19 protein-coding genes and 1 pseudogene are annotated in these 14,019 nt (G+C 32.8%); 9 read left to right on the plus strand and 11 right to left on the minus strand.

The features are described from left to right. From OS139_RS00005 to OS139_RS00020, 4 genes and pseudogenes are all read right to left on the minus strand, one after another. Nucleotides 1-550: pseudogene (locus OS139_RS00005) on the minus strand (IS982-like element ISEfm1 family transposase); the annotation flags it as partial. An 804-nt stretch (nucleotides 551-1,354) separates the two neighbouring features. Continuing rightward, entirely contained in the window at nucleotides 1,355-1,657 is a 303-nt protein-coding gene (locus OS139_RS00010) for a hypothetical protein (protein ID WP_002331708.1), read from the minus strand. A gap of 419 nt (nucleotides 1,658-2,076) precedes the next feature. After that, the gene (locus OS139_RS00015) at nucleotides 2,077-2,256 is read right to left on the minus strand and encodes a hypothetical protein (RefSeq protein WP_002324899.1); all 180 of its coding nucleotides are present in this window, start codon (nucleotides 2,254-2,256) and stop codon (nucleotides 2,077-2,079) included. Nucleotides 2,257-2,392: 136 nt separating this feature from the next. Continuing rightward, nucleotides 2,393-2,647 (minus strand): hypothetical protein, encoded by a 255-nt coding sequence (locus OS139_RS00020; RefSeq protein ID WP_002298667.1) that lies wholly within the window; start codon nucleotides 2,645-2,647, stop codon nucleotides 2,393-2,395. A 97-nt stretch (nucleotides 2,648-2,744) separates the two neighbouring features. Between OS139_RS00020 and OS139_RS00025 the strand changes: the two genes are divergently transcribed. The 5 genes from OS139_RS00025 (at nucleotide 2,745) to OS139_RS00045 (ending at nucleotide 5,629) form a co-directional block, all read left to right on the plus strand. Beyond that, nucleotides 2,745-2,960, plus strand: coding sequence for a hypothetical protein (locus OS139_RS00025; protein ID WP_002331709.1), 216 nt, complete (start codon nucleotides 2,745-2,747; stop codon nucleotides 2,958-2,960). Nucleotides 2,961-3,220: 260 nt separating this feature from the next. Then, nucleotides 3,221-3,418, plus strand: coding sequence for a cold-shock protein (locus tag OS139_RS00030; RefSeq protein ID WP_002331710.1), 198 nt, complete (start codon nucleotides 3,221-3,223; stop codon nucleotides 3,416-3,418). A gap of 278 nt (nucleotides 3,419-3,696) precedes the next feature. Continuing rightward, nucleotides 3,697-4,050, plus strand: a complete 354-nt coding sequence (locus tag OS139_RS00035) for an ArsR/SmtB family transcription factor (RefSeq protein ID WP_002331711.1) — start codon at nucleotides 3,697-3,699, stop codon at nucleotides 4,048-4,050. Further along, a complete protein-coding gene (locus OS139_RS00040; RefSeq protein WP_002331712.1) occupies nucleotides 4,028-4,705 on the plus strand; it encodes a type 1 glutamine amidotransferase domain-containing protein in 678 nt (225 codons plus the stop codon). Before OS139_RS00035 ends, OS139_RS00040 begins: the two co-directional genes overlap by 23 nt. Then, nucleotides 4,706-5,629, plus strand: coding sequence for an NAD-dependent epimerase/dehydratase family protein (locus OS139_RS00045; protein WP_002331713.1), 924 nt, complete (start codon nucleotides 4,706-4,708; stop codon nucleotides 5,627-5,629). 81 nt (nucleotides 5,630-5,710) lie between these two features. Here the strand turns inward: OS139_RS00045 and OS139_RS00050 are convergent, their stop codons facing one another. From OS139_RS00050 to OS139_RS00080, 7 genes are all read right to left on the minus strand, one after another. After that, entirely contained in the window at nucleotides 5,711-6,103 is a 393-nt protein-coding gene (locus OS139_RS00050) for a VOC family protein (RefSeq protein ID WP_002323082.1), read from the minus strand. A gap of 171 nt (nucleotides 6,104-6,274) precedes the next feature. Beyond that, nucleotides 6,275-7,066 (minus strand): TraX family protein, encoded by a 792-nt coding sequence (locus OS139_RS00055; RefSeq protein ID WP_002331714.1) that lies wholly within the window; start codon nucleotides 7,064-7,066, stop codon nucleotides 6,275-6,277. Between the two features lie 489 nt (nucleotides 7,067-7,555). Beyond that, nucleotides 7,556-7,846 (minus strand): hypothetical protein, encoded by a 291-nt coding sequence (locus OS139_RS00060; protein WP_016628003.1) that lies wholly within the window; start codon nucleotides 7,844-7,846, stop codon nucleotides 7,556-7,558. A gap of 117 nt (nucleotides 7,847-7,963) precedes the next feature. After that, a complete protein-coding gene (locus tag OS139_RS00065) occupies nucleotides 7,964-8,224 on the minus strand; it encodes a hypothetical protein (RefSeq protein ID WP_002322258.1) in 261 nt (86 codons plus the stop codon). 136 nt (nucleotides 8,225-8,360) lie between these two features. Next, nucleotides 8,361-8,774, minus strand: a complete 414-nt coding sequence (locus OS139_RS00070) for an Hsp20/alpha crystallin family protein (RefSeq protein WP_002299276.1) — start codon at nucleotides 8,772-8,774, stop codon at nucleotides 8,361-8,363. A 455-nt stretch (nucleotides 8,775-9,229) separates the two neighbouring features. Then, nucleotides 9,230-9,715 (minus strand): hypothetical protein, encoded by a 486-nt coding sequence (locus OS139_RS00075; RefSeq protein WP_002331715.1) that lies wholly within the window; start codon nucleotides 9,713-9,715, stop codon nucleotides 9,230-9,232. A 138-nt stretch (nucleotides 9,716-9,853) separates the two neighbouring features. Next, a complete protein-coding gene (locus OS139_RS00080) occupies nucleotides 9,854-10,069 on the minus strand; it encodes a DUF378 domain-containing protein (RefSeq protein WP_002289418.1) in 216 nt (71 codons plus the stop codon). Nucleotides 10,070-10,292: 223 nt separating this feature from the next. On the opposite strand from OS139_RS00080, the gene OS139_RS00085 reads away from it, so the two are divergent. The 4 genes from OS139_RS00085 to srlA are packed head-to-tail and all read left to right on the plus strand — an operon-like array spanning nucleotide 10,293 to nucleotide 14,006. Next, complete coding sequence (locus OS139_RS00085) at nucleotides 10,293-11,093, plus strand: SDR family oxidoreductase (protein ID WP_002289420.1); 801 nt, start codon at nucleotides 10,293-10,295, stop codon at nucleotides 11,091-11,093. A gap of 18 nt (nucleotides 11,094-11,111) precedes the next feature. After that, on the plus strand, nucleotides 11,112-12,980 hold the full coding sequence (locus tag OS139_RS00090; RefSeq protein WP_325066759.1) for a BglG family transcription antiterminator: 1,869 nt from the start codon (nucleotides 11,112-11,114) through the stop codon (nucleotides 12,978-12,980). Continuing rightward, nucleotides 12,973-13,464: a transcriptional regulator GutM gene (locus tag OS139_RS00095; RefSeq protein ID WP_002331717.1), complete on the plus strand. Its 492-nt coding sequence runs from the start codon at nucleotides 12,973-12,975 to the stop codon at nucleotides 13,462-13,464. The genes OS139_RS00090 and OS139_RS00095 overlap by 8 nt, the downstream gene beginning before the upstream one ends. Then, nucleotides 13,452-14,006, plus strand: a complete 555-nt coding sequence (srlA, locus tag OS139_RS00100) for a PTS glucitol/sorbitol transporter subunit IIC (protein ID WP_002289423.1) — start codon at nucleotides 13,452-13,454, stop codon at nucleotides 14,004-14,006. The genes OS139_RS00095 and srlA overlap by 13 nt, the downstream gene beginning before the upstream one ends. Nucleotides 14,007-14,019: the final 13 nt, after the last annotated feature.

Consider the following 14,019-nt stretch of genomic DNA (forward strand, 5'->3'; position numbering starts at 1 on the left):
CGTCATGGACACCTGGATTCGTGATTGAGTAAGTAATCGGAAAGCCAGTCTTAGTAACGATCATATGAATTTTAAGACCATAAAAATAAGATTTTTTTGTTGAGTTATAGCCAACTTTGGCTATTTGATTCAATAGTTTTGCTTGTCTATTTCTAACTGGTTTACATAATGGACTAGGAAAACTATCTATAATTCCGACTAGTTCACCTTTGGTGAGCTTCTTGATGAAAAAGTATCGAATAATCTTGATAGTGTAAGCTAAGTTTGAACTTAAGCGAGTGAATCGACTCCTACTAGGAAAGTCACCATTAGGAAATAAGACGGAACAAACCGCTCTATACGTGGCTCTTTGGCTAGTATAGCCATTAATTATGCCCCATATAACACAAGCAATAATCACTGTATCGCGTTGCTTCAGTTTATCAGTATTTCTTCGGTTTTTAATCTTATCTGGTACACAATTGTGGTATATGTTAGAAACAGTTCTCATAATTTCCTTGAATGTTATAAAAGTATCTGTATAATGTTCAGTATATTTTGATGAACGCATATGTAGTCCTCATTTCTTGGGAGTTTTGAGACTACTATATGCGTTTTTTTGTTGATTTACCAACATGTTTAGACATTTTCCTCTAGGAAAAAATTAACTAGCACCACGGGTATACAAATAAAAAATACTATCGAAAACACTAACCCAACTAAATAATTGGATAAAAAAAGGGGATCAGAATCTGAATCATCCCAAATCTTGATCATGAAATAGATAAATGGGAGGAATGAGACGATCAATAAACAATCTTTTTTACGCCATATTTTCAAACAACTTAGAACAATAATTTTATATGCACAAGTAACCCAGAATATGATTTTACTAATAAATAACAAAGTTATATCCCCTTTATTTTTTCTCTTTCCCAATATATTTATTTTATCACTATTTATTTATTATGAGAAAGAAATGAGACTAAGGGGAGAAGTCACAACAAAGTTTCTGAAGAAGAAGTATATAAAATGGCAAATCGACGTATTGTTAATGCGAGTGAGGCTATTCGTAAGTTTGGATTTCTATATTAGATAATGATCGTCAATGGGAGGGAACGGAATAAAAATAAAAGACGGATTTTACGATAGTAGTCATGGTATTGATGGTTAAATACTAGATATGCCGATAAAGTGCCCTAATTAATTCGGATTGAAAGAATGATGAAATGCGATAGACAGCAACGGTTGAAAAATAGTAAGAACAATTAGGAAGAGTTGAAATTCACATCCTTGTTTTTACTATTTCCGTTGCTGTCTATCAATTTATAAACATCAAAGTTATGTTTACTTAAAATATATCAATTGCTTATTGTCAAAGATAAATATAATACGCATCAGCTTCCGAAGTAACAGAATTTACCTTATGGAGTCCTTCTAATTTGATGTGGAGTTCATTGGCAACTTCTTCAATATATTTGTTAAATATCCTATTTTCTAATTTTAAATAATTAGCAATCTCTATAGAAATAACTTTTTTACGTTCTTTTCCTATAAACTGAATATTAAAATTCCTTATAACGTTGTTTCTATCACTTTCATTAGGAAAGCTACTTTTCATTGATACATATTCTTTTATAGATGCAAGAGTGCTTTTTATCATTTGAAATTCATCCATAACTTCACCTTCTCTAATTATTTTAATTTTAATTTAATTATACATGATACTTCTGTTTCTAGCCATTTTTTTGCTGAAGAGAAGATTGAGGTCATTATGCAGGAGAAGAATGAAGAGGCAGCTAATTAGTCAAATGAAAAATTTGATAAAACAAATCAAACACAGACTACAATAAATGTCGTTTTTGCAGTGTGATCGTGTAAGATTTGTAAAATAATAAAGCTAAGATCAGCACAGCAGTTTCTAACAAGGAGTATTATGAATTGATCCACAACAAGATAAATCAGAATTTTATTTAAATGAGTAAAAAAAGAGAAAATAAGGCACTTAAAGTCTAGCGACTACCGTTAGGGGAAAAGATAAACAGATTCTTTTCTTATTTTTTAGTTACATAGACATTCAGAAAAAAAGACAATCAACTAGTGATCGTCTTTTAGAAAATTTCCAATTATTTTTGTGATATTACTAGAAAATGAGACAAGAGCAAGACCTAAAATATTTATGAAAAAATTGAAATCTAAAAAAATAGCATTAAGTATAACAAGAATCATTCCGGTGTATAAAAATATATTAGCATTAAGTTTGTTGATAAGCGTCATTTTTCTTCCTCCTATCACTTTTAGATAAGAGTATCTCTTATTTATTTTATAGTCAATACCTTAATAATAAGTCGACAGAAACAAGAATTAAGGAGAAACAGTTGGATGTCAATTGATAGTTATAAAAGCAGAAAAATTAATAATTCTTATAAAGATATCGCAAAACAACGATAAAAAGAATAAGAGATAAAAACAACCCTACTACGTAAAAATTTAATGCTGAAAGCGATTGATAAAATGTATGTTTTATTATTTTTATTATAAAAAACGCAGATGGTAAAAAAGAAAGCACTAATATAATCGCTTTTCTAGAACGTTTAGTGAAGTAAAAGAAAGAGATGACACCAATACAGACTGGAATCCAAAATAAAAGCATACTAAATGTGACCACAGTATCATCTCCCATATAGTCTTATATCAATTAGGATAATAGCATTTTATCAACTAATAGCCAACTAATAACCAAATAATAAGAAGAATAGTTTCGAATGAATCACAGATACCTCAAATTAACAAAATTAAGAAAACACGAACTAACTGCAGCGAAAGCAAAATTAAAAAAAGAATATGGAGTTTCTGAAGAGGAAACATATAAAGTTGCGAAAAATTGTATTGCTAATATAACCACACTGCAAACATTTTGTTTAAAAACGGAAGTAGTTAACGAAGAACAAAAAGAAACTAGATATTACTCGATTAATTGATAGAGAGATCATTCATTGAAGGTCTTTCTCGTTGGTTAATCAATTATTGTGATTTTCTGAAATTTCACATCTTTTATTTATATTTAAGCCGTATATCGAGTGATTATCCTTGTGTTAGCATTACATCCGTGTTATAGTAAATAAGTAATCTAATTTGAAACGTAATCTGAGCGATATATTCACACTATAAAAACTCCTTTTACCAAGTAATATTAATTGCAATAAAACACGTATTATATACGTATCAGGAGGAAATATATATGAATAACGGTATAGTAAAATGGTTTAACTCAGATAAAGGTTTTGGTTTCATCACTGGTGAAGATGGAAATGACGTATTCGCTCATTTTTCAGCAATCCAAGGAGAAGGCTTTAAGTCTTTAGATGAAGGCCAAGCAGTTACTTATGATATTGAAGAAGGACAACGTGGTCCTCAAGCAGTAAATATCGTAAAATAATGTTGAACGTTAACCGCCTCATATGAGGTGGTTTTTTTGTTTATGTCGGTAGAAAAAATTCCTCACCGTAATATTAGGTGAGGGATTTTTTTCGTTCATTAATTAATTTTAACATTATTTTTTGCTTCAGTTTGGCTATTTTCTGACAGCCAGTTTTTACCTGCTTTATCTGAAATTGTCGAATCGTAAAGAAGCTACTTTTTTGAGCAAAGGAATTTACATATTTTATTAAAAATGGTTTAATGGTTTAAACTAATAAACGAAAGAGGTAGATCACAATGAATGGACACGATCGCTTAAAAACAGAACTAGAATCATTAAGTGATTTTTTAACAGCTTTAGGTGACAGAAAAAGACAATTGATTTTGATTAGATTATTAAATGAAAAAAGCTGTCATGGTTTGCAAGTAGGAGAACTAACTGACGATACAGGTTTATCAAGACCAGCAGTATCGCACCACTTGAAAATTTTAAAAGACGCCGATTTATTAGAGGTCAGAGAAGAGGGAACTAAAAATTTTTACTATTTAAAACACGAAAATAAAAATATATATAAACTAAGAGATTTTTTGTCTGACGTAATAGATGAAATAGAGGAGCTAAAAAACAGTGAAGAAAATTCTGATAGTTGAAACAAATGTCAATCAATACAAAGGAACAAATAAAGCTACTGGGCTTTGGCTAGGAGAAACAGTAGAATTTTTAGCAGAAATCTATAAATATCAATTTGAAGCTGATTTTGTCAGTCCGTTAGGTGGTTATGTACCGATTGACCCTAGAAGTATGAAAAATCTAGATCCTGATGTTATGGACATTTATTCTAATGAAACATTTATTGAAAAAGGTTTGAGGAATACGTTGTCTCCTGCAAACGTAAAGAGTGAAGATTATATTGCTATTTACTTTACCGGAGGACATGGTGTCATGTGGGATTTTCCCGAGAATAGTGCATTACAAAAAATAGCTAGTGATATTTATGAATCAAATGGATATGTATTATCTGTGTGCCACGGTATAGCAGGTTTATTGAATATCAGACTTGCTAATAATGACTATTTAATAGCAAATAAAAAATTGACTGGTTTTACTAAAACGGAGGAATTATTGGCGATGAAAAGCAAAGTAGTTCCTTTTGATAATGAAGAGATGACTGTAAGGAGAAAAGGATATTTTATCAAGAAGCGTTTCTTTAAGAGTCATGTGGTAAAGGATGGTCATCTGATTACTGGACAAAACCCGTATTCAACAAGAGAACTAGCACGAACATTCATCAAGGAGGTTATCTAAATGCAAACAGTTATTGGCAGTAATGGCCAAATTGGATACGAATTAGCAAAAGAACTCAATCAAACGTACGGGAAACAGTTGCGCTTAGTTAGTCGAAATCCGAAATCAATCAACGATACAGACGAACTAATCTCAGCGGATATTTTAGATCGTGAGGCAACTATTCGTGCTGTAGCAGGAAGTGAGATTGTTTATTTTGCTGCAGGATTACCGATGGACTCCGAACAGTGGAAAACAAAATTTGAAATCATGTTAGAAAATGTCATACAGGCTTGTAAAGAAACAAAGGCGAAATTAGTTTTTTTCGATAACACTTATATGTACGAAAAAAATGACACGGAACAATTTGAGGATAGCAAATTTATTTATGATGGTATCAAATCCACTGTTCGAGCTAAAATGGCAGACCGGCTAGTGACTGAAATGGAGAATCCTGACATCGATGTGATGATTTGTCGCGCTCCTGAATTTTATGGACCTAATAAGACGCAAAGTATTACAAACAGTTTATTGTTTAACCGAGTGAAAAATGATAAGACTGCTTTGTTGCCAATTTCTGATCAAACATTAAGGACCTTAATATGGACACCTGATGCTAGTAAAGCCATGGCGCTTTTAGCAAATCAGCCTGACACTTATAACCAAACCTGGCATCTACCTTGTGATGTAAGTCGAACATATGAAGAGATGATAAAGTTGATGGAAGAAAAATTGCACAAACCGGTAAAATATAAAGTGATCAAACAATGGATGTTTGATCTTGGCTCTATATTCAATAAAAATATGCAAGAGCTAAAAGAGTTATTACCTAGATATCATTATGACAACAAGTTTAATTCTGATAAATTTAAAAAGAAATTTCCAGATTTTGAAATAACAACATTCTCAAATGCATTAGACGATTTATTCAAGTTAGAAAAGTAATATTACTCGAGAGAAAAAACGATAGTTGACTTTCCATATTTAATGGATGTCAACTATCGTTTTTTACGTTTTATCTCATGCTTAGAATAACAATTGCCAAGTAAAGCCAAACTTGTCAGTCACCCAGCAAACTTCCGTATACTTCTCATAGTTTTTTTCATGCATCATTACAGTTCCGCTATCTTTTAATGTATTAAACGCCTGATCGAATTCTGCCTGATCATCTACTTCAATCAAAATGGTAGATGCCCAGGTGGAGGCAGGTGCAGGGAAATCTTTTGACATATCCAAAAATCCAATTACTTGATTGCCTAATTTCAGTTCGCCTTCAAGTATAAGATCCGGTTCCTCTTTACTGGTATCTCCATACCGATTCAACTTAGTGATTTCGGAGTTAGGAAAAGCTTTGTGATACCAATTGATTGCTTCTTCTGCTTGACCATTATACGTCAAAAACGGCAATATTTGCTTCATCTTTTTCCCTCCAGATTCCTTTTTGTGAGATCGATTGCAAAGCGATTGTAACATGGAATGGGTAAAAAAGACTAAGGAAAGGAACTAAATCGAAATGGTGAATTCTCCTGCATAAGTTTCATGGGATTCTTTAAGTGTTTATGACAAGTTTTTCTTTCATTAATAATCAGTCTAGTATTTATATAAAAACGCGGATAGCAAATATAATAGGGCAATATGTGCCGGATAAAAGATATAGAAGAAATATTTCATTCCTTTTCCTTTTTGTCCGTTATATAACAATATCGGGATGACTGAAAAGATCATTATCCACTGGGTCGTACCCAAGAAGAAGTATATGCCGGCAACGATTGAGATAATAATACATTGAATGCTACGGTGATTTCTTGCTAAATAAAGTAAAGGAATCAAAAGAACCATAAAATTATTTTCTGCTAAAAGCAGTGCAGGTAAAAATGACGTAATCAGCATAAAAACAATTTTATTTTGAACGATTACTGGACTGGAAAATAACAAGGGAATAAATAGTGAGAGTAAGATTGGTAAAATGAACAAGAAAATACCTGTAAGAATCTTTTTCCAACTTCCAGTATTTTTTCCATCAGTGAAAAGATCAATTGCATACATCATGACCGTACCAATAAACAAATCTCTAAAAATATTATTTATCAATACCACTTCATCATAATGAACGATATTACCAAGAAAATAAGTGAAGAAAGCCATAAGAACCATTGAGAAATAAAGTCGCTTCATATATTTCTTTTTATCATGTGTATGTGAGAAGCCTACAACGCTTATAAAAAAGAACAAAGTAGCAACTGGCCTACCAAACCAATCCAGCCAATCGGGAGCACCAAACGGATAAAACATTTGATGAATGTGATCGATAAACATCAACGTAATCCCTAAAATTTTTAGATCAAAGGTAGAAAATCCTTTTTTCAAGCTAACAGTATTCAAATTTTTCCCTCCTAATTAAATAAATGAAACAAGTGACAGTTGTATTATTAATAAAGTTGAGCAAGAATCCAATCGAAAAAGCTAACACTTTTGTCATATGATTTTCTATAATAATTAACGAGATGGAGAAATCATCTTTGAAATATTAGTGAATGGGAGATAAAATAGAGCGTAACTATAATTAAATTATGTAAACCTACAAACTGCAAGTAATTTCTATGCCAATGTATCACGACACTAGAAGTACTCCAATTTGTCTAAACGTTTATCTATAATAAAAAAGTGCGAAATGCCGCACTCTTTATTTAGTTTTTATGCAAAAAATCAAGTTATAAGATAAAGTAGGTGGGATTTTGTTACTATGAATAACATAATAAGAAAGTAAAGTGGATTGATTTGAGATCTTTTTATACTTCAAAAAAGATAACACCCAACTTTCAAAAATATGTTTTGGAAGTTGGGACAAACGAGTTAATACATTTTAATACATTATTTTTTATTCAAAAAAAATAGCACAATGGCAAAGATCATAAGAGAGATCATAAGCCCCAATGAATGACTAAAAAGAAAAGCAGAATCACATGCCATATCATCCCATATTTCTTCAAGAAAATAAATAAGCGGGAAAAAGGGAAGGAATAGTAGAACATCGATCCAGCACCATTTTTTTCTTCTTTTGAAATAACATAAAACAATAAACATGAACGTGCAGGGAAGTAAAAACAAAGCTTTACTCATAACTAACAAAATACCAACTCCTTTTATTTTTTTCTCCCCCACATTCAAAGAGTAACAATGGTATGTACTTAATAATAGAAAAATGGATCAACTTGTATGAATAACAGCTGAAAAGATCTGCACCAAATAAAAAACTTCCAGCCAAAACTGACTGGAAGTTTATTTTTTTCTGAAATATTCTAACACAAATATGAAAAAGATGGCCGAAGCTAATAAGCCGATTTCGTAGCAAAACAATGAGATACCAGAGTCGTAATAATAAAATCCTCTAATCTTATGGATAAAATAGATCATCGGACAAGCAGATAAGAGTAAGTATTTGTTAGGCCTTTTGAATAAGTAAAAGAAAGCACTGGTCATTATGATAAATGGTATCCAAAACAAAAGTTTACTTAAGACAATCAAATGATCAACTCCCATATTTTTTACCAAGAGAGATCATAACATCTTTATCGTAAAAACAAAATATTTTTTTGCTCATTTTGAAAATTTAAACATACTCGTTCTTATCCAAATATATAAAAATCGCCCCTCATTCATCGAGAGGCGATAAGTTCTAATTTAACTCAATTTTTTTTGTTTCTTTTGGCTGATGAGCTGTTTTAGGTAATACCAATTTCAGCACACCGTTTTTAAAGGTTCCAGTGATTTTTTCTTCATCAACATTAGGAAGATAGAATGAACGTTTGTAAGAGACCGAATGTCTTTCTTTCCGTACATAGTTGCCATCTTCTTTATCTTCTGTATGGGACTCATGATTGGCGGAGATCGTCAAAGTATTATCTGAATATTCAACTGTCGTGTCTTCTTTGTCACAGCCAGGCATATCAGCAGTTAGTTTGTATTCTTTTTCATTTTCGACTAAATCTACTTTTGGATAACTTGAAACACCTAAAAAATCATTGAATGCTGGACTAAACACGTCATTGAAATCAGGGAACATGTCGCGAATGCTAGGTACATTTGCCATTTTTGATCATCCTTTCAATAAGTATTTTTTATTTATCCCTATTTACGTAATAACTCTATTTTGAAAAAAATGCAAGTATAATGGTTAGCTTTGTGAATATTTCATCTAATACGATACAAAGGCTATCTTTCTAATTTGAAAAAGGGATCATTAAAATAATAAGAAGAAAATATGTCAAAAGGTAAAAAAGTAAATTCTTCTATCCAAATATAGAAAAATTGAATCTAGAAAACCGCCCGACAATAAATTTCATTAACTCAGTTGACCGAAAATGAAGTAGATACCAAAAATTTATCAAGAGAGCAAGTAGAGAAGTGAGTATATTCATAAGAGAAATAGCTGTAACGAATTATTAGGTTAATGCAAATGCTTATTTATACTCCGTATAACTTTCTCAGAAAAAATGATACCAATAATGACTTGCTAGTACTGTAAATCCGTATAATATCATCTAATCAAAATGGTGTTCCATTTGCATCTGTCATCGTAATCGATGCTTCGGGTGACACTCGATAAAAACCAACGCTTCCAGATCCTCCTTGGGAACGGATTTGTTTGCTGGAAGCTGTGAACAAATAATCTCGATCAATTTTTTGATAAAAGCTAATAACAATATCGTCACTTTGTAATTCGGAACGGTGGGCAATAAGAAATAGAAGTGCTTTGTCAGAGTTTTCTAATGGAAGAGAAGGTACAGTGCTTTCTTGCATTTCAGATGTTGAAGAAATGCTAGACGACTGAATACTTGATTGGCTATGTTGCGAATCTTCATTACCAGTAGAAGTATTAGTAATGGAAGTAGTAGAAGTACTTTTAGTTGAACCAACCTCAGTTGTTGAAATGGCTGCTGAAGATTCTTTAACAGAATTCTTTGTTTTATATCCACAGGCAGAAAAAAGTATTACAGTTCCCAACAAGCCTGCGTAAATCCCTTTATGCATGATAGCTCCTCCTAAAATAGATTATCTTTATTCAGTATATCACTTAAACAAAGAAAAGCAGATGGTTTAAAATGAAAAAACCTTCCCAATAAAGGGAAGGTTCATGAAGATAATAACTTTTTTAATAATTATAGCTTTCTAATATCTTTCATCAACTTTTCTAGTAATCATTGGGAAAAATTTCAAGCAGTAGATCGCACAAATACCTACGACGATATAAATGATCTTCGCAAAAATAGTTGTTGAACCACCAGCAATCATAGCTACTAAATCAAGTTCGAACAAGCCTACCAACAGCCAGTTCAACCCTCCCACAATCAATAAAGTTAATGCAATAGCATCTAAAGTTTTCATTAGAATTCTCCTTTCTTAAATGATAAAACAATTATATATCAAAAAGAGAAACATTGCTTATATAACGCTCAGGAATTTTAGCAATCTATGCAAAAAGATGAAAATTTTTTTTGCTCTTCCATTAGTACATATTTTTTAGCTGAAGCTGTAAATTTCATGTCTTAATTTTTTTTAGTGAGCTTTTATACTGGATTTGTAAGAAAAAAGAAGGAGAGGATCACATATGTCGGATTGGTTGGATATTGCAGGAAAAGTAGTAATTGTAACTGGAGGTTCCTCAGGAATTGGAAGAAGTATCGTCGAAAATTTGTTGAAGCAGAATGCACAAGTAGCGAATTTTGATGTAACTGAATGCCGTATACAGCATGAAAACCTACTATCTTTAAAAGTCGATGTGTCTTCTAAAACGGACATAGAAGAAGGGATATATAAAGTAATGAAACATTTCAAGACGATCGATGGTCTAGTCAATAATGCAGGAATAAATATTCCTTCTCTTCTAATAGATAGAAATCATCCAAAAAGCAAGTATGAATTATCAGAACAAGTTTTTGATAAGATGATCGCTGTCAATCAAAAAAGTGTATATTTGATGAGCCAAGCAGTTGGAAGAATCTTGGTGCAAAAGGGATCAGGAGTGATCGTGAATCTTTCTTCTGAATCAGGATTGGAAGGATCAGAAGGACAGAGCTGTTATGCTGCTACAAAAGCAGCGATGAACAGTTTTACTCGTTCTTGGGCAAAAGAGTTAGGAAAGAGGAATGTTCGTGTGGTAGGTGTTGCACCAGGGATACTGGAAGAAACCGGTTTGAGAACACAAGAATATGAAGAAGCTCTTTCTTATACGAGAGGTATAAGCGTCGAACAGCTGAGAAACGGTTACAGTCGAACAAGTACGATCCCTCTAGGAAGGAGTGGTAAGCTGCAAGAAGTGGCGGATCTAGTCTGCTATTATCTTTCAGAAAGATCAAGTTATATCACTGGAGTCACGACTAATATTTCAGGAGGTAAAACAAGAGGATAAAGGATAGGGGGGACGCACGTGACGCTAGTAAACAGATGGTACCAATTATTGAAATTACTAGTCACTCAGAAGAAAGTTTCAATCCAGGAAGTGCAAAAAGAAATCAAAACCAGTAATCAAACCATAAAAAAAGATATTGGGGAGTTGAATGAAGAAATTGCCGGTATTGCAAAAATCATCCAAAAAAACAAACATTTTGAACTTGAAATTTATGATTTTGATTTTTTTGATGAGATCATGCAAGGAAAATTGAAAACAGCCAGTGATTTCAATTCGGCATCCAAAAGAATCGCTTATTTACTAAATAGGCTGATCGAAACAGAGGATTTCTTACGTATGGATGATTTGTCTGAAGAAGTCGGTGTCAGCAGAGGAACAGTGGTCAAGGATCTAAAGACATTAAAAGAGATGATCAATGATTTTGATGTAAAGATTACAGGCACACCAAATAAAGGACTAAGAATAATAGGAGATGAGCTAGAATTACGACTACTTTTGTTTTATTTTGTTTCTCCCTACTTTTCAGAGACGAAAACAGAACAGTTTCTAGAAGAAAAACAAGCAATCAAACATTTTCAGAAGAAGACGAATGCTAGTAAACAAGAAATCACCCTTTTGACGAAAGTTATCGGTATTTCTTTGAATAGAATCTCTAGTAACTATCTGTTGAAGAAGCCCATCAATCGTTACAGTGGGTGTTTTGAATATATCCAAGAATTTAATGAACTGATCAATCAGTTGGAAGAAATCTATGAACTAACTTTGAGCCAATATGAAAAAGATTTTATCAGTTTTCCTTTGAACATCATCAACACAAGTATAACGATGATAAGGAAAGCTAACTCTGATTTGCGCTTATATTTCGACCCTATGATGATGCGTATTCGACGATTAGATCTCATTGATCTGGATGAGTCCTTCTTATATCAAGAGATGAAACAGCACCTCTCTTTATTGATAAATCGGGTAATTTTTCGTTATCGATTGACTGATTTATTTTATGGTGAGATAGAAAAAAAGTATCCTTTTTCTTACCAAATAGCTAGCGAATGCATACAAGCATTAGAAGCTATCTTGCAACATAAGATCTCTAAAGTAGAGATCAGCTACCTAACGTTGTATTTGGAGTTAGCATTTCGATATCAAAAAGAGCATTTTTCCTCTAAAAAAGTAGCCATTGTTCATACGACAGGAAAAGGAACAGCATTAATGATCCAAAGACAAATCAAAAGGATATTGGGGAGGGATATACAAATAACACATGTTTCAGAAGAACAATATGAAAAAGTAGATCTAAACAAATATTTCGCTGTTTTTACAACGATTCCGTTAAAAAATGTAAATGAAGAGACACCGGTGATCCATTTGACTAATCTTTTCGATGACTCTTGGTTAAGGGCACAATGGCAAAAAGCAAAAAAAAAGCGATTAGTCGGGTTTCATTCTACTGTTTTTTTCTATCAAATATGGAAAGAAAAAAAGACGTATCAAGAATATTTAAACAAATTAGTCGCTCCTTTGATCAGAGGCTATTATGTGGATGAAGAATTTGAAAAAAGGATCTTGAAAAGAGAATCTCAGCAAAGCACATTTGTTAACAAAGAATTTGCTTTTCCTCACACAACCAACCAGCTATCTCAACACATTGTTTTATCAGTAGGGCTAATAACTGATCAAGGTTTAGCAGAAACAGGAGGAAATGGATTTATTTTTTTATTTGCCATACCTGAAGAAATGACGGCTGAAGTTGAGAATGAATTATTTGAGCTATACGATATCCTATTTGAACTCATAAAAATGGGAATAGATGAGTTTATTGAATTAGCACCGACACAAGAATCATTTTTAAAACTAATCAAAAGTAAAGGAGAGAGACTTCATGAATGATATGTATCTATTCATAGTTTTCGCAGCTTCAGCTTATGTGCTGCAAGCAGTTATCGGTTGGAAGCAACTAAAGCATTTCAATCAAACATATAGCGAACTGCGAAGAAAAGGAAAAGTAGCGATTGGTAAACGACCTGGGAAAATCCGTTCAGGCACGATTGTTATGCTAGCTATAGACGATCATGATCAAGTTTTAGAAGTCAGAAAAATGCAAGGGGTTACATCTTTGGCAAAATTTCATTCATTACCTGTCTATGCGGGTGAAGATATCCATTACATCGATCGTTACCATCCCTCAGTTCGAGCGGAAGATCGTTTGACACAAGCAGCTTTAGAAAATGCCAGAGAAGTATACTTACGAATAGAGGCAGGAAATGAAAAAAGTGAACAACCTTCATTGCCTTTTATTGCTATGCTCAATAATTTTCGGATATGGAAAAGTACGATCAAAGAAAAAAGGAGTGACAAACGATGGATATCATAACAAAATTTGCTGAGGGATTTATGAGGCTGTTCCAAACAGGTGCAGAAACATTCATAAGCTGGATGACAGGAATCGTACCAGTTGTCTTGATGCTGATGGTTGCAATGAATACGCTGATTGCTTTTTTAGGTGAAGACCGAGTAACGAAAGTAGCCAAATTATCAGCGAAAAATCCGCTTACTCGTTACCTTGTGTTACCATTCTTATCTGCTTTTATGTTGGGAAATCCTATGTCATTTACAATGGCTCGTTTCCTTCCAGAATACTACAAACCAAGCTATTATGCTGCTCAAGCTCAATTTTGTCATACGAGCAATGGTGTATTCCCCCATATTAATCCTGGAGAATTGTTTGTATGGATGGGGATTGCTCAAGGGATCGAAACCTTAGGGCTAAATTCGATGGAGCTGGCTATCCGATACTTGCTTGTGGGACTGCTGATGAACTTTATTGGTGGTTGGATAACTGATTTTACTACTGGATTTGTATGCAGACAGCAAGGAATCGTTCTTAGCAAAAAAGTAGAGCTTTCAGTTGATTAGAGAAAGGAGAGTT

Origin of the sequence: Enterococcus sp. E4-223 (genome assembly GCF_035727065.1) — a bacterium.
Lineage (GTDB): Bacteria > Bacillota > Bacilli > Lactobacillales > Enterococcaceae > Enterococcus_B > Enterococcus_B faecium.

Excerpts from the sequence above, each read along its gene's own strand:
- OS139_RS00010 (WP_002331708.1), bottom strand. The coding sequence starts at position 1,657 with ATGGATGAATTTCAAATGATAAAAAGCACTCTTGCATCTATAAAAGAA.
- OS139_RS00015 (WP_002324899.1), bottom strand. The coding sequence starts at position 2,256 with ATGACGCTTATCAACAAACTTAATGCTAATATATTTTTATACACCGGA.
- OS139_RS00025 (WP_002331709.1), top strand. The coding sequence starts at position 2,745 with ATGAATCACAGATACCTCAAATTAACAAAATTAAGAAAACACGAACTA.
- OS139_RS00030 (WP_002331710.1), top strand. The coding sequence starts at position 3,221 with ATGAATAACGGTATAGTAAAATGGTTTAACTCAGATAAAGGTTTTGGT.
- OS139_RS00035 (WP_002331711.1), top strand. The coding sequence starts at position 3,697 with ATGAATGGACACGATCGCTTAAAAACAGAACTAGAATCATTAAGTGAT.
- OS139_RS00045 (WP_002331713.1), top strand. The coding sequence starts at position 4,706 with ATGCAAACAGTTATTGGCAGTAATGGCCAAATTGGATACGAATTAGCA.
- OS139_RS00050 (WP_002323082.1), bottom strand. The coding sequence starts at position 6,103 with ATGAAGCAAATATTGCCGTTTTTGACGTATAATGGTCAAGCAGAAGAA.
- OS139_RS00065 (WP_002322258.1), bottom strand. The coding sequence starts at position 8,224 with ATGGGAGTTGATCATTTGATTGTCTTAAGTAAACTTTTGTTTTGGATA.
- OS139_RS00070 (WP_002299276.1), bottom strand. The coding sequence starts at position 8,774 with ATGGCAAATGTACCTAGCATTCGCGACATGTTCCCTGATTTCAATGAC.
- OS139_RS00075 (WP_002331715.1), bottom strand. The coding sequence starts at position 9,715 with ATGCATAAAGGGATTTACGCAGGCTTGTTGGGAACTGTAATACTTTTT.
- OS139_RS00080 (WP_002289418.1), bottom strand. The coding sequence starts at position 10,069 with ATGAAAACTTTAGATGCTATTGCATTAACTTTATTGATTGTGGGAGGG.
- OS139_RS00085 (WP_002289420.1), top strand. The coding sequence starts at position 10,293 with ATGTCGGATTGGTTGGATATTGCAGGAAAAGTAGTAATTGTAACTGGA.
- OS139_RS00095 (WP_002331717.1), top strand. The coding sequence starts at position 12,973 with ATGAATGATATGTATCTATTCATAGTTTTCGCAGCTTCAGCTTATGTG.
- srlA (WP_002289423.1), top strand. The coding sequence starts at position 13,452 with ATGGATATCATAACAAAATTTGCTGAGGGATTTATGAGGCTGTTCCAA.